General features: G+C 71.7%; 10 protein-coding genes and 1 riboswitch. Of the genes, 7 read left to right on the top strand and 3 right to left on the bottom strand.

What is annotated here, in order from left to right:
* Window positions 1-4: 4 nt before the first annotated feature.
* On the bottom strand, window positions 5-1927 hold the full coding sequence (locus tag ACWEVS_RS40725; RefSeq protein ID WP_452556155.1) for an N-acetylmuramoyl-L-alanine amidase: 1923 nt from the start codon (window positions 1925-1927) through the stop codon (window positions 5-7).
* Window positions 1928-2145: 218 nt separating this feature from the next.
* Between ACWEVS_RS40725 and ACWEVS_RS40720 the strand changes: the two genes are divergently transcribed.
* Window positions 2146-2409 carry a hypothetical protein gene (locus ACWEVS_RS40720; RefSeq protein WP_354922564.1) on the top strand — a complete coding sequence of 88 codons (264 nt, stop codon included), beginning with the start codon at window positions 2146-2148 and terminating at the stop codon, window positions 2407-2409.
* Between the two features lie 12 nt (window positions 2410-2421).
* On the top strand, window positions 2422-4242 hold the full coding sequence (glmS, locus tag ACWEVS_RS40715) for a glutamine--fructose-6-phosphate transaminase (isomerizing) (protein WP_354922561.1): 1821 nt from the start codon (window positions 2422-2424) through the stop codon (window positions 4240-4242).
* Between the two features lie 160 nt (window positions 4243-4402).
* On the opposite strand, the gene ACWEVS_RS40710 is transcribed toward glmS, so the two are convergent.
* Window positions 4403-6103: a CocE/NonD family hydrolase gene (locus ACWEVS_RS40710; RefSeq protein WP_452556153.1), complete on the bottom strand. Its 1701-nt coding sequence runs from the start codon at window positions 6101-6103 to the stop codon at window positions 4403-4405.
* Window positions 6104-6182: 79 nt separating this feature from the next.
* Between ACWEVS_RS40710 and ACWEVS_RS40705 the strand changes: the two genes are divergently transcribed.
* The 5 genes from ACWEVS_RS40705 (at window position 6183) to ACWEVS_RS40685 (ending at window position 12386) form a co-directional block, all read left to right on the top strand.
* Window positions 6183-6761 carry an ArsR/SmtB family transcription factor gene (locus ACWEVS_RS40705; RefSeq protein ID WP_449927700.1) on the top strand — a complete coding sequence of 193 codons (579 nt, stop codon included), beginning with the start codon at window positions 6183-6185 and terminating at the stop codon, window positions 6759-6761.
* A gap of 61 nt (window positions 6762-6822) precedes the next feature.
* Window positions 6823-7719, top strand: a complete 897-nt coding sequence (locus ACWEVS_RS40700; RefSeq protein WP_354922553.1) for a tripartite tricarboxylate transporter substrate-binding protein — start codon at window positions 6823-6825, stop codon at window positions 7717-7719.
* 23 nt (window positions 7720-7742) lie between these two features.
* Window positions 7743-7941, top strand: a riboswitch (cobalamin riboswitch).
* 87 nt (window positions 7942-8028) lie between these two features.
* Complete coding sequence (locus ACWEVS_RS40695; RefSeq protein ID WP_452556150.1) at window positions 8029-10218, top strand: ribonucleoside-diphosphate reductase subunit alpha; 2190 nt, start codon at window positions 8029-8031, stop codon at window positions 10216-10218.
* Window positions 10219-10264: 46 nt separating this feature from the next.
* Complete coding sequence (locus ACWEVS_RS40690) at window positions 10265-11260, top strand: ribonucleotide-diphosphate reductase subunit beta (protein WP_354922548.1); 996 nt, start codon at window positions 10265-10267, stop codon at window positions 11258-11260.
* A gap of 13 nt (window positions 11261-11273) precedes the next feature.
* Window positions 11274-12386, top strand: coding sequence for a mechanosensitive ion channel family protein (locus tag ACWEVS_RS40685; protein ID WP_449927708.1), 1113 nt, complete (start codon window positions 11274-11276; stop codon window positions 12384-12386).
* Here the strand turns inward: ACWEVS_RS40685 and ACWEVS_RS40680 are convergent.
* On the bottom strand, window positions 12315-13838 hold the full coding sequence (locus ACWEVS_RS40680) for a hypothetical protein (RefSeq protein WP_452556148.1): 1524 nt from the start codon (window positions 13836-13838) through the stop codon (window positions 12315-12317). The genes ACWEVS_RS40685 and ACWEVS_RS40680 overlap by 72 nt on opposite strands.
* Between the last annotated feature and the right edge of the window lie 119 nt (window positions 13839-13957).

The following is a 13957-nucleotide window of genomic DNA, read 5'->3' as shown; positions in this document are numbered from 1 at the left end:
ACTTTCATGACACGATCCGCACGTCGTCGGCCTTGACGAACATCATCCGGTGGCCGAGCTGGATCTGGTGGTAGCGGATCCTGCCGCGCACCATGACATGCTTGGCCGGGTTGAAATGCGACGCCGCCAGATAGGTGCCCCTGACCGTCTGCCCGAGCGAGTAGAGCTGCCCCCTGCCCAGCCGGTACGGCAGCGGCGTGAGCTCCTGGAAGCGCACGCCCGGCGGGTAGGCCGACCGTTCGGGGTAGGCCCTGCCGTACACCTTGACCTGGTCGTGGACGGGGGTGACCAGCGGGCCCGCGGCGCGGACGGCGGTGGGCTGGTCGGGAGGGTTGCGGAACCAGGCCTTCTGGCCGAGGTACCAGATGGCCGTCCAGTCGCCGCTGGTGTCGGCGAGGGCGTAGCGCTGGCCGGCGCTGGCGCGGGCGCTGTGATCGTAGACGCTGTAGGTGGAGGCGCCCTTCTGCCGCTTGCCGACGTCGTCGACGAGGGGCGCGTCGTCGCGCGGCTCGGTGTGCAGCCAGACGCTGGCGGCGCCCTGCGGCTCGCACAGCTTGGCGGGACGCTTGCGGACGCAGCCGACGAAGTCGGGCCGGTGGGCGTCGTAGTCGGGCTTGATGACCACGGACCTGCCGTCCTCCGCCTCGTCGCCGAGGGGGGCCTCCATCATGGCGAAGAAGCGCGCCCAGTCCCAGTAGGGCCCGGGATCGTTGTGCATGCCGGGGATGGCCGAGGCGCTCGCGCCTGGGACGTTGTCGTGGCCGATGATGTGCGCCCGGTCGAGCGGCACGTCGTACTTGTTCGCCAGGTAGCGCACCAGCCGGGCGGAGGAGCGGTACATCGCCTCGGTGTACCAGCTGCCGCCCCTGGCCATGAACCCCTCGTGCTCGATGCCGATCGAGCGGGTGTTGACGTCCCAGTTGCCCGCGTGCCACGCCACGTCCTTGGTCGCCACGTGCTGGGCGACGTGCCCGTCGCCGGACCGGATCGTGTAGTGCCAGCTGACGTACTTGGGGTCCTTGACCAGCGTGGGGATACCGCCGTACGAGCCCTCGGTGTCGTGGATCACGATGTAGTCGATGGGCCGCTCGGTCCGCATCCTGTCGTGGTTGCCGTAGTCGTCCTTGCCGAAGCGCTTGTAGGCGGCGGGCATCCACTCGCAGGCCAGGGTGGCGGGACACTCGGTGTTCGCGGCGGACGCCGTCCTGAACACCGGCACGGGGGCGGCCGGCAGGCGGACCAGCGAGCCGTCGTCGGTGCGGCGCTCGGCGCCCTCGCGCAGCACCTCGAACACCTCGCCGGCGAAGGACGGGCCGGCGTAGGCGGCGATGGCCTGGTACCAGGCGGTGGGCTCGGCGCTGAGCGGGGCGCCGAGCCTGCGCTGCCGGTCGGCCAGCAGCGCGGCGCCGCCCCGGATGTTGGCCGCCCGGTCGCGCCGCAGCGTCTCGGTGGGCAGCCCGGTCAGCAGCGCGGCCCGCTGCAGGGTCGGCGCGTCCTGATCGGCGGCGGCGTCACTGGTGGCGGTGTCACCCGCGGCAGAGTCACCCGCGGCAGAGTCACCGGAGGAGGAGTCACCGGCGGCGGCGTCACCGGCGGCTGCGTCACGGGTGGCGGTGGGGGAGCGGGCGCCGGGGTGTGCGGGCGGGTGCGCGGGGGCGATGCGCATGGGGCGCGCGTCGTCGCCGCGCGGGTCGCCCGTGTGGTCATGCCCCTCCTGCGGGACGGCCTCCGCGTCCACCAGGTGCATCGGCCCGTAACCGCCCGACACGCTGGGCCGCCCGTCGTGGGAGTCCCAGCGCGACTCGAGGTAGGAGACCCCGAGCAGCACGCTCTCCGGCACGCCGTACTCCTTGGCCGCGGCCCGGAAATCCTCCTGCGCCCCTCCTGGGGCGAGCGCGACGAGAAGTGCGGCGGCCCAGAAGAGCATGAGAACCCCCTGCGATGCGGGACCAGTCAATTACGTAGCGTAAAGGGCATGTGGCTCGTGTTTTCGAGGGGTATGGCGATCTCTGCGCGCGTTGTCAGCGCCTACGGGGCTTGCGGGCATCCCGCCCTTCGGCGTGTCGTATCCGATCGAGCGAATTCCTGCCCGATTTCGGGCAGGATGTTGGCGTGTCGTGTGATCCATGCGTAGTGTCCTGCCCTGTGCATCCCTACGAGGACCTCATCGCGCACCTGACCAGGACGAGCCAGCTCGACCCCGGTGAGGCGGCGCGCGTGGTGGCCGACGTGGTGGCCTACTTCTCCGAGCCGGTCGAGGAGTTCGTACGGCGCCGCCACGGCGAGCTGAAGTCTCGCGGCCTCACCAACGACGAGATCTTCCCGAGGATCGCGGCGGAACTACCCGTGCGGCGCGTGGCGGCTCCCGAGCTGTCGCTGCGCCAGCTGCGCAGGATCGTCTACGGATAGGAAGGTTGGCCCATGTGCGGAATCGTCGCCTATGTCGGCAGCAAGGATGCCGCGCCCATCCTGCTGGAGGGGCTTCAGCGCCTGGAGTACCGCGGCTACGACTCGGCAGGGGTGGTGGTCTCGAACAAGGGCCTCAAGCTGCGTAAGGTCAAGGGACGCGTGGCCGACCTGGCCAAGGCCGTACCCGCCAGGTTCAAGGGCGCGCTCGGCATCGGGCACACCCGCTGGGCCACCCACGGCGTGCCGAGCGACGAGAACGCCCACCCCCACCTGTCGTCCGACGAGCGCATCGCGGTCGTCCACAACGGCATCATCGAGAACGCCGACGAGCTGCGCGCCAGGCTCGTCGCCGAGGGCGTGACCTTCGCCTCCGAGACCGACACCGAGGTGCTCGCGCACCTGATCGCCCGTACGGTGACCGAGACCGACACGCTCGAGGCGGCGGTCAGGAAGGCGCTCAAGAGCATCGTCGGCACCTACGGCATCGCGGTCGTCGACGCCGAGCGGCCCAAGGAGATCGTGGTCGCCCGCAACGGCAGCCCGATCGTCCTGGGCCTCGGCGAGAAGGAGATGTTCGCCGCCTCCGACGTGGCCGCCCTCGTCCGCTACACCCGCCAGGTCGTCCACCTCGAGGACGGCGAGCTGGCCGTCCTGACCGCCGACGGCTTCCACACCTTCGCCAGCGGAGGGCGCGAGACCGCCAAGGAGCCGCTGACCGTCGACTGGGACGCGGGCCACTACGACACCGGCGGCTACGAGCACTACCTGCTCAAGGAGATCTCCGAGCAGCCCGAGTCGATCGCCAGGACCCTGCGCGGCCGCCTCGACGAGCGCTTCCACATCGCCCACCTCGGCGGCCTCAACATGGACGCCCGCGAGACCCGTTCCTTCCGCCGCGTGAAGATCATCGGCTGCGGAAGCGCCTACTACTCCGGCCAGATCGGCGCGCAGCTCATCGAGGAGCTGGCCCGCATCCCCGCGGACGCCGAGCCCGCCAGCGAGTTCCGCTACCGCAACCCGGTCGTCGACCCCGACACCCTCTACGTCGCCATCAGCCAGTCCGGCGAGACCTACGACACGCTGGCGGCCGTCCAGGAGCTCAAGCGCAAGGGCGGGCGGGTCATCGGCATCGTCAACGCCGTGGGCAGCGCGATCGCCAGGGAGGTGGACGGCGGCATCTACCTGCACGCGGGCCCCGAAGTGTCGGTGGCCTCCACCAAGGCCTTCACCTCGACCGCGGTCGCCTTCGCCCTGCTGGCCCTGCACTTCGGCCGGGTGCACGACCTGTCGCCGGCCGACGGCCGCCGCATCGTCGAGGGGCTGCGCGAGCTGCCCGCGCAGATCGAGAAGATCCTCCAGCAGGGCGACCGCATCGCCGAGCTGGCCAGGAAGTACGCGGGGCACCCGAGCATGATGTTCGTCGGCAGGGTGCGCGGCTACCCGGTGGCCCGCGAGGGCGCGCAGAAGCTCAAGGAGATCTCCTACATCCACGCCGAGGCCTACCCGGCCAGCGAGCTGAAGCACGGGCCGCTCGCGCTGATCGGCCCCGAGCTGCCGACGGTGGCGATCGTGCCCGACGACGAGCTGCTCGACAAGAACCTCACCACGCTCGGCGAGATCAGGGCGCGCGGCGGGCGGGTGCTCATGGTCGGCCATCGCGAGCCCGAGGCCAAGCTGGCCGACGACGTGATCGTGATCCCGAAGAACGAGATCGAGCTCGACCCGATCCTGCTCACCATCCCGCTGCAGATGCTGGCCTACCACGCGGCGGTCGCCCTGGAGCGCGACGTCGACAAGCCGCGCAACCTGGCCAAGAGCGTCACGGTCGAGTAGCGGAGCGGCCGTGCGGGCGGAGCGGCCGTGCGGCCGTGCGGGGCCGGGCGCCCGCGCAGCCGCACGGCCTGCACCCCGGCACGGCCTGCACCCCGGCACGGCCTGCACCCCGGCACGGCTCGCCCCCCGGACGGCCCGCCCCCCGGACGGCCTGCCGCTTTCACGGCAGCAGCAGGCCCCAGTAGAGGGCCCAGGGGATCATCACGGCGCCCGCCGTGACGAGCAGGCCGAGCCGTACCCGCTCCGCGCGCCGCTCGACCGCGCGCCAGGCGCGGGCGGTCAGGACGGTGGTGACGGCGACGGTCACCGTCAGCGCCTGCAACGCCAGCCAGAGCACGGGCCGTCCCGCCAGCACGGGGCCGGGCTGGGCCAGCTTGCCACCGGTCATGATCAGGTAGGTCAGGTACGCGAAGCCGCCGAGCACCACGACCAGACCGGAGGCCGCCAGCACCCTCGGCGCCGCCCCGGCTCCCCTCGCGCCGGATCCGCCCGCCCCGGCCCACCGCGCCCCGGCCCACCGCGCCCCGGCTTCGTTCGCGCCGGATTCCTCCGCCCCGGATCTTCCGGTGCCGGAGGCCGCCGCCCCTGGACGCCCTGTGTCGGAGGCCGCCGCGCCCGGACGCCCTGTGTCGGAGGCTGCCGCGCCCGGACGCCCTGTGCCGGAGGCGGCCGCGCCTGGACGCCCTGCGCCGGAGGCCCCTTCGCGGGATCCCCGTGCGCCCGAAGCCGTGGCCAGGCCCCTGATCCGGCGGGCGGCCGCGGTGAGCGGGTAGCCGAGGAAGGCGGTCAGGAACAGCAGCAGCGCCGCGGTCTGCACGGGCGCCGACTCCCACCAGGCGGGCGGCGGCACCGCGACGGTCGCCGAGGCCTGGTGCGCCCGGGGGGCGTCGGGCGGCGGGCTCGTCCGCGGCGCCCGGCCCGTGGCGACGTCCGACACCCAGGAGCCGACCTGGTCGGCGTAGCCGGGGGCCAGTTCGGGCAGCCGGGTGACGCCGCCGTCGGGGGTCAGGTGGGCGGCGTGCTCGGCGCCGGGGAACAGCCGGAGCGTCACGTGCTCGTTGCCGCCCTCGGCCAGGGCCCGCGCCATCAGCGGCGGGCTCTCCCGCGGCGGGGTGAGCAGGTCGTGGGTGCCCCAGATGGCGAGGACCGGCTGGCGGACAGCGCGCAGCACCGACAGCGGGTCGTGCCACGGCTCGGGGAACAGCCCGCCCGCGGAGATCGCCCGGTACAGCGTGGGGATCGCCCTGCCGGGCAGGGCCCCGGACACGCCCGCCTTGCGCAGGCCCGCCATGACCGCCCACGACTGCTGGCGCAGCGGCTCGAGGGAGTTGGCGCCGACCAGCACGACGAACGCCACGTCCCGGGAGCGGGAGGCGGCCAGCGGCACCACCCATCCGCCCTCGCTGAGCCCCCAGAGCCCGACCTTGCCCGGGTCCACCCCGGTCTGCCGGCGCAGCGCCGCCACCGCGCCGAGCGCGTCGTCGGCCAGTTGCGAGTAGGAGCGCCGGAAGGTCGAGTAGCCCGCCGCCCGCTTGTCGTAGACCAGCACCGCCATGCCGCGCCTGGCGAACTCCACGGCCTCGGTCATGAGCTTGGTCCTGGGCGTGCCGGCGCCGGCCCCGTGCACGAGCACCATCCCCGGCAGCGCGCCGCGCCGGTTCCTGGGGGCCAGGACCGTGCCGTGCAGGGTGAGCCCGCTGCCGGCGAAGCTCACCTCCGTCGCCGCCAGATCGCCGGGCACGGGTACGGCGGGCGGGGCCGGGGGCGCGGCCGAGGGCGCGGCCTGAGCCGCCCCGGCCAGGCCGAGTGCCGCTAAGAGCGCCAGCAGCGCCGGAACCACTGTCTTCACGAATCGCGTCATATTGCCGAAGATAGTCTGCAGAGAACTCTCGGCAAAGAGATGTCTGCAGAAATCCTTCTGGAGTACTAGGGTGATCGTCATGAAGGATGACGAGCCCTGGGTTCTGGACGATCCAGGCAAGCTGAAGGCCCTGGCCCATCCCATGCGCCGCGCCATGCTGCGCCACCTCGGCCTGCACGGCCCGGCCACGTCCACGACGCTCGGCTCGCTGCTCGACGCCAAGACCGGGACGACCAGCTACCACCTGCGCCAGCTGGAGAAGTACGGATTCATCGAGGAGATCCCCGAGCGGTCCACCGGGCGCGAGCGGTGGTGGCGCAGGGCGGAGACGGGCGACATCAGGCTGCCGCTGCCCGCCCAGCTCGCCCCCGAGGACCGCCCGGTCCTCGCCGAGTTCCACCGGATCGGGCTGGAGGAGGACAAGCGGATCCTCCTGGAGCAGCTGCCTGCCGCCTACCAGGCCGACCCCGCCTGGGTGAAGGTGTCGCGCGCGCTCGGCCGGATGCGGCTGGACGAGCTGGAGGACTTCTTCGAGGAGTACATCCTGCTGCTGAAGAAGTACAGCCGGCGGGCCGCCGACGCCCCGCCCGAGGCCAGGCCCCTCCACATCCGGCTGCTCGCCGTTCCCGCCGACCTGCCCGCCACCCCCGAGGTGTGACGCAAGGTGATCATCCAATAACATCCTGTACAAGGGTTGGGGGCGACGGGGAGGGGCGCGCATGCGCCGTCGGGAGTTCGTGGCAGCGTTCGTGCCGGGGACGGTGGCCGCGCTGGCGTGCCTGGCCGGGTGCGGCGCCACGGTCCCCCGGCAGGGAGCCAGCTTCACCGTCGTGCCGGGCGGAGAGGCGTGGATCCCCGTCGCGAAGGTCCTGGCGGGCCAGTTCAGATACAGCGGCGTCGCCGACGGCGGGACCTCGCTGACCGTGACGGGCCTGCCCGCTCTCGCGACCGCCCTGCGCAACGGCTCCAAGGCGGCCGGCACCCCGCTGGCCAGGCTGGTGGGCGACGTCGAGGTGCTGGTCGTGCCCGCCGCCTCGCTGCTGCGCGGCTTCGACGACTTCGCCGGGCGGCTGCTCGCCGACCCGGGCGCCACGGTGCTGGCGGGCCGGCCCCAGGGCGGCACCGACCACCTGCTGTTCGGGCTGGTCGCGCGCGGGCTCGGCGCCGACGCCAGGGTGCTCGACTACGCCGGCTATCCCACCACGCACGACGCGGCCGCGGCGCTGCTCGTGGGCCGGGCCGCCGTCGCCGCCGGGCCGCTCGGCGACTGGCGCAAGCGCATCGACAAGGGCCAGGTGAGGGTGCTGGCCGTCTCCTCCGCCGAACCGGTCGACGGCATCGAGGCGCCGACGCTGCTGGAGTCGGGCGTGCGGGTCGACTTCGCCGACTGGTGCGGGGTGCTCGGGCCGGGGGAGATGACCGAGCGCGAGCACGCCCAGGCGGTCGCGATCCTCGAGGAGATCACCGGGTCCCGGCAGTGGGCGGATGCGTGCCGTACGAGAGGGTGGAAGCCGATTCCCCTCAGCGGCGGCGACTTCGGCGTGTGGCTCGGGTCGGAGACCGAGCGGACCCGTGAGGTGCTCAAGGACCTCGGCCTCATCGACATGTTGGGGTAGTTGCGCCCGCGGCCACTAGATGTAGGATCCTGCTCGTCGCTGGTTCGCCCGATCAGGGCGGAGCAAAAAGGGAAGCCGGTGCGAATCCGGCGCTGCCCCGCAGCGGTGAGCGGGAACGACCGCCGTCACGACGCACTGGGCCCATGGCCTGGGAAGCGACGGCCAGTAGGAAGCTGACGAACGCCCGCGAGTCCGAAGACCTGCCAGCGGTGTGACCTGTCCATGGCCTCGAGGGAGGGCCGGGGGGCCTCGCGGCATGCCCGCGCGCTCTCGCCTGCCCTCACGAGGCCGAGCTCGCGAGGAGAGAGCGTGACGCAGACCGTAGAGGTGGATCGCCGGCTGGCCATCGAGGAGGCCGCCGCCAGGGTGATCGCCGATCCGGAGAACTCCAGGGTGGCCGCCAGGCTGCTGGCCGAGGAGATCGCCGACGAGGCCGCCGCGCACGGCGTGCGGACCTTCTCCGAGTCGATCGCGGCCACCCACGCCGCCGGCCTGCTCCAGGACGGGCTGGCCGCCTTCGTGACCGCCCACGCCGCCGCCCTCGACGCGCTGGTGGACGAGAGCGCCGACGACAGGTTCGAGTACTTCGGGCTGCGCACCGTCTACGACCGCTACCTGCTGCGCCACCCCGACACGCGCGGCGTGCTCGAGCGCCCGCAGCACTTCCTGCTGCGCGTGGCGTGCGGCCTTTCCGCCTCGGTCGCCGAGGCCGCCGAACTGTACGCCCTGATGTCCACGCTGTCCTACCTGCCGAGCTCGCCCACCCTGTTCAACTCGGGTTCGCGCCGCGCGCAGCTGTCGTCCTGCTTCCTGCTCGACTCGCCGCGCGACGACCTCGAGGGCATCTACGAGCGCTACGGCCAGGTCGCCAGGCTCTCGAAGTACGCCGGGGGCATCGGCATCGCCTGGACCAGGGTCCGCTCCCGGGGCTCGCTCATCCGCGGCACGAACGGCCACTCCAACGGCATCGTCCCCTGGCTGCGCACGCTCGACTCCAGTGTCGCCGCCGTCAACCAGGGCGGCCGCCGCAAGGGCGCGGCCTGCGTCTACCTGGAGACCTGGCACGCCGACATCGAGGAGTTCCTCGAACTGCGCGACAACACCGGTGAGGAGGCCCGCCGCACCCACAACCTCAACCTCGCCAACTGGGTGCCGGACGAGTTCATGCGCCGCGTCGAGGCGGACCAGGTGTGGTCGCTGTTCGACCCCAAGGAGGTGCCGCACCTCACCGACCTGTACGGCGAGGCGTTCGACGACGCCTACCGGGCCGCGGAGGCGGCCGGCCTGCACACCCGCCAGATCCCGGCCCGCACCCTCTACGGCCGGATGATGCGCACGCTCGCGCAGACCGGCAACGGCTGGATGACCTTCAAGGACGCCGCCAACCGCGCCTCCAACCAGACCGCGCGCCCGGAGAACGTCATCCACCTGTCCAACCTCTGCACCGAGATCCTCGAGGTCACCAGCGACGGCGAGACCGCCGTCTGCAACCTCGGCTCGATCAACCTGGCCGCGCACCTGGCCGGCGGCTCGATGGACTGGGCCCGGCTGCGGGCCACCGTGCGGACCGCGGTGCGCTTCCTGGACAAGACGATCGACCTGGGCTTCTACCCGACGCCGGAGGCCGAGACCGCCAACCTGCGGTGGCGGCCGATCGGGCTCGGCGTGATGGGTCTGGCCGACGTGTTCTTCTCGCTGCGCCTGCCGTTCGACTCGGCCGAGGCGCTGGCGCTGTCCACGCGCATCGCCGAGGAGATCGCGCTGGCCGCCTACGACACCTCCGCCGACCTGGCCGTCGAGCGCGGGCGCCACCCCTCCTACGGCGACACGAGGGCGGCCCAGGGGGTGCTGCACCCCGACCACTTCGGCGCCGGCGACTCGCCCGCGTGGACGGCCCTGCGCGCCAAGATCGACCGGACCGGCCTGCGCAACTCCCTCATGATCGCCATCGCGCCCACCGCAACGATCGCCTCGATCGCCGGATGCTACGAGTGCATCGAGCCCCAGGTGTCGAACGTCTTCAAGCGCGAGACCCTGTCCGGCGAGTTCCTGCAGGTCAACCGGTATCTGGTCGCCGACCTGCAGCGGCTCGGGCGGTGGACGCAGGAGATGCGCGACGCGATCAAGCGGGCCGACGGGTCGGTGCAGGACATCCCCGGGATCCCGGCCGAGCTCAAGACGCTGTACCGGACCGCGTGGGAGCTGCCGCAGAAGGCGCTCATCGACCTGGCGGCGGCGCGGACGCCGTACATCGACCAGTCGCAGTCGCTGAACCTGTTCATGGCCACGCCGACGATCGGGAAGCTGTCGTCGATGTACGCCTACGCCTGGAAGCAGGGGCTGAAGACCACCTACTACCTGCGCTCGCGCCCGGCGACGAGGATCGCCCAGACGACCGTGCAGGCGACCGCTCAGCCCGCCCCAGAGCCCGCCTTCACGGTGAGCGAGGCTGTCGCCTGCTCGCTGGAGAACCCCGAGATCTGCGAAGCCTGCCAGTAGGCCCTCGCCCGCCGCGCCGACGACGACCCACCGCAAGGAGAACTACGTGCTGCTCGACCCCGGCATGGACCTGACGCTGCGCCCGATGCGCTACCCCGACTTCTACGAGCGCTACCGGGCGGCCATCCGCAACACCTGGACGGTCGAGGAGGTGGACCTGCACAGCGACCTGGCCGACCTGGCCAGGATGACGCCCCAGGAACGCCATCTCATCAACCGGCTGGTCGCCTTCTTCGCCACCGGCGACTCGATCGTCGCCAACAACCTCGTGCTCAACCTCTACCAGCACGTCAACGCCCCCGAGGCCCGCCTGTACCTGTCCAGGCAGCTGTTCGAGGAGGCGGTGCACGTGCAGTTCTACCTGACGCTGCTCGACACCTATCTGCCCGACCCGGACGAGCGCGTCAAGGCCTTCGCCGCCGTCGACAACATCCCCTCCATCCGCGACAAGGCCGAGTTCTGCTTCCGCTGGATCGACTCCCTGGCCGACCTGCGGCGGCTGGAGACCAGGGCGGACCGCCGGGCCTTCCTGCTCAACCTGATCTGCTTCGCCGCCTGCATCGAGGGCCTGTTCTTCTACGGCGCCTTCGCCTACGTCTACTGGTTCCGCTCCCGCGGCCTGCTCGGCGGCCTGGCCACCGGCACCAACTGGGTCTTCCGTGACGAGTCGATGCACATGGAGTTCGCCTTCAGCGTCGTCGACACCGTGCGCGCCGAGGAGCCCGACCTGTTCGACGACAAGCTCGGCGAGCAGGTCACCAGGATGATCGAGGAGGCGGTGGCGGCCGAGCTGGCCTTCGCCCGTGACCTGTGCGGCGATGGCATGTCGGGAATGACCGTCGAGCAGATGCGCGAGTACCTTGAGTACGTGGCCGATCAGCGGCTGCGCCGTCTCGGCCTGCCCGTCAGGTACGGAACCGCCAACCCCTTCGCGTTCATGGAGCTGCAGGACGTGCAGGAGCTGGCGAACTTCTTCGAGCGCAGGGTGTCGGCATACCAGGTCGCGGTCGAGGGCAATGTGACCTTCGACGAGACATTCTGAGACATTAGGGGGCATGATCGTGGCGCCGGTGAACTGGCTCATCCTGATCGCATCCGTCCTCGGAGCGGTCGTCTGCGTCGAGCTGGTTCGCAGGCTCCTCCTGAGAGCCGCCCGTACCTGGGACTTCGTCGGGCATCTGGTGCGCAGGTGCACCTGGCCGGCGTTCGCCGTGGCGTCGGTGGTGGCCTTCAACACCGCGTTCGTGCCCAGCATGGTCGGCAGCGCGGCACTGCCCATCGTCGAGCGTCTCACCGGCATCCTCACCATCGCCGCGTTCACCTGGCTGCTCATCCAGGCCGCCTACGCGGTCACCGACGTCGTCCTCGACCGGCTCGAACAGGTCGAGGAGAACAACCGCAGAGCCAGGCGGGCCAGAACGCAGATCGCGCTGGTCCGCAGGGCCGCCGCGGCGGTGATCATCGTGATCTCCTTCGGCGCCGCGCTGTTCACCTTCCCCGAGGTGCGCGCGCTCGGCGCCGGACTGCTCGCCTCGGCCGGCATCGCCGGCGCGATCGTCGGCATCGCGGCGCAGTCCACGATCGGCAACATGCTCGCCGGGCTGCAGCTCGTCTTCAGCGACGCGCTGCGGCTCGACGACGTGGTGGTGGTCAACGGCGAGTGGGGCAGGATCGAGGAGCTCACACTCACCTACGTCGTGGTCCGCTCGTGGGACGAGCGGCGTCTGGTCTTCCCCGTCTCCTACTTCACCCAGAACCCGTTCGAGAACTGGACCAGGCACGGCAGCAGGGTCATCGGCCACGTCTACTTCCGCGTCGACTGGTCGGTGCCCGTACCGGAGCTGCGCGAGGAACTGCACCGCTTCATCAAGGACCACCCGCTGTGGGACCAGAAGGACTGGACCCTCCAGGTCACCGACATCCTGCCCAACGGCCTGGTGGAGCTGCGGGCACTGATGAGCGCGGCCGACTCGGCCTCGGTCTGGGACCTGAAGGCCGACGCCCGCGAGCACCTCGTGGCCTACCTGAAGGCCCACCACCCGCACGCGCTGCCCCGCTTCCGGGTGGAGAGCTCCTCCTACGGCGCCTTCGCCGACTCAGGCCCCGGAGGCTGGCCGAAGGACCCGCGTGGCGCCCGCGATCAGCGCGGTGGCCAGCACCCAGCCTGAGACCACCAGCGTCCACGCCACCCAGGCCGTCCACCCGGCCGGCTCGTACGCGCCGCGCACCTCGAACACACTCACCGGCACCAGCAGGTCGAGCGAGTAGACGAACGCGTTGAACGTGCGCACCTGGTCAGGGTCGACCTGGACCGGCGGAACGCGGGTGAAGATGACCGTCCCCGCGGTCAGCAGGATCGCCGCCCACAGACCCGCCAGCCACGAGCGGTAGCCGTAGCCCACCATGACGTCGAGCAGCCGCCCCCACACCTTGCCCGCCGGCCGCAGGGTGCCGCGCCGCCGCCGTTGCTTGGCCAGCAGCACCCGCCGCGCCTCCGGCTCGTGCCCGATGCGCCGGTACCACGAGGCCAGCTGCTCGTACGGCTGCGGCCGGTACCCGCCGGGGTCGTGGCCCAGCCAGCCGAGCCGTTCGGCCAGGGACCAGGGACCGCGCAGCGACTCGTAGGTCAGGCCGTTGAGCAGCACCGCGCCCGGATAGGCGTCGGGGGAGTCCAGCAGCACCCCGAAGCGCGAGTAGCCGAAGTTGACCTCGCCCTCGATCACGTCGGGCCGCATGATCACCTCGTCCGCCTGCATGTGGCTGAGGTGCAGCGCCCGGCCCTCCGCACGAAGCTCTGCATGGTGGAAGGACAGCACCCCGTCGACGCGTGCGCCGCGCATCCTGATCGTGCCGTCCGCCCTGAAGCCGGCGCTGAGCTCGGCGGTGCCCGCGGTCATGAAGTCGGCGTTGACCGCGCCGACGTGCGCGCCCTCCAGGTAGAGGCCGCCGGGGAAGGTACCGCCGATCAGCCGCAGGTCGCCGTGGGCGCGCAGCCCGCGCAGGAAGGTGCCGCCGCCGACCGACAGGCCGCCCGCCCACAGCGCCCACTCGTGCATCGTGTCAGTGACGCCGCCCTCGGGCTCGCGGACGTCGCCGTGGGCCGACTCCGAGGTCGAGGTGCGCGGCAGCGGCGCGGTGATCGTCGTCCTGGACAGGCGGCACTGGCCCTCCACCCGCGCGTTGTCCAGGCGCACGCCCGCGTGCACCGTCGAGCCGTCCAGCTCGAACAGGCCGTCCACCTTCATCCGCGAACCCTTGACCCTGGCCAGCTCGCAGCCGCGCAGCCGGACACCTCTGGCGGTGGCGTCGGACAGGTCGACGGGCTCGGCCAGGTGGCAGTTGAGCAGGTAGAGGGTGGCGTCGATGGTCGCGCCGGACAGGTCGAGGGCGCCGACCACCCTGGCGCCCGCCAGCCGTACCCCCGCCACCCGGCCGGGGGTGCGCTCGACCGCGCCGAGCAGCAGCGCGGCGATCACCTCGGCCCGCACCTCGCGCTCGCGGCCCCAGCGATCGGCCTGCGCCGGGTCGTCGAGTTCCCTGTCGCCCGTGCGCAGGTCCACCCACGCCCCCGTGGGAAAGGCCCGCCACAGGCGGCGTTCGGCGGCGGATAATCTGCGCACGGACCAGATTTTATTCTGTGGCGGACACGTGAATTGCCATTTACCTTTGTGGTGTTCGCGAGAAAGAAAACGGTCCAAGCCGACAGGCTTTTTCTTTCTCAGGTCTGACCGGCGGGAAT

This window comes from Nonomuraea sp. NPDC003754 (assembly GCF_053605785.1).
The sequence above is the reverse complement of the archived record's forward strand: the minus strand, read 5'-3'. Positions and strand labels throughout refer to the sequence as shown.

Excerpts from the sequence above, each read along its gene's own strand:
- ACWEVS_RS40705 (WP_449927700.1), top strand. The coding sequence starts at position 6,183 with ATGAAGGATGACGAGCCCTGGGTTCTGGACGATCCAGGCAAGCTGAAG.
- ACWEVS_RS40710 (WP_452556153.1), bottom strand. The coding sequence starts at position 6,103 with ATGACGCGATTCGTGAAGACAGTGGTTCCGGCGCTGCTGGCGCTCTTA.
- glmS (WP_354922561.1), top strand. The coding sequence starts at position 2,422 with ATGTGCGGAATCGTCGCCTATGTCGGCAGCAAGGATGCCGCGCCCATC.
- ACWEVS_RS40685 (WP_449927708.1), top strand. The coding sequence starts at position 11,274 with ATGATCGTGGCGCCGGTGAACTGGCTCATCCTGATCGCATCCGTCCTC.
- ACWEVS_RS40700 (WP_354922553.1), top strand. The coding sequence starts at position 6,823 with ATGCGCCGTCGGGAGTTCGTGGCAGCGTTCGTGCCGGGGACGGTGGCC.
- ACWEVS_RS40725 (WP_452556155.1), bottom strand. The coding sequence starts at position 1,927 with ATGCTCTTCTGGGCCGCCGCACTTCTCGTCGCGCTCGCCCCAGGAGGG.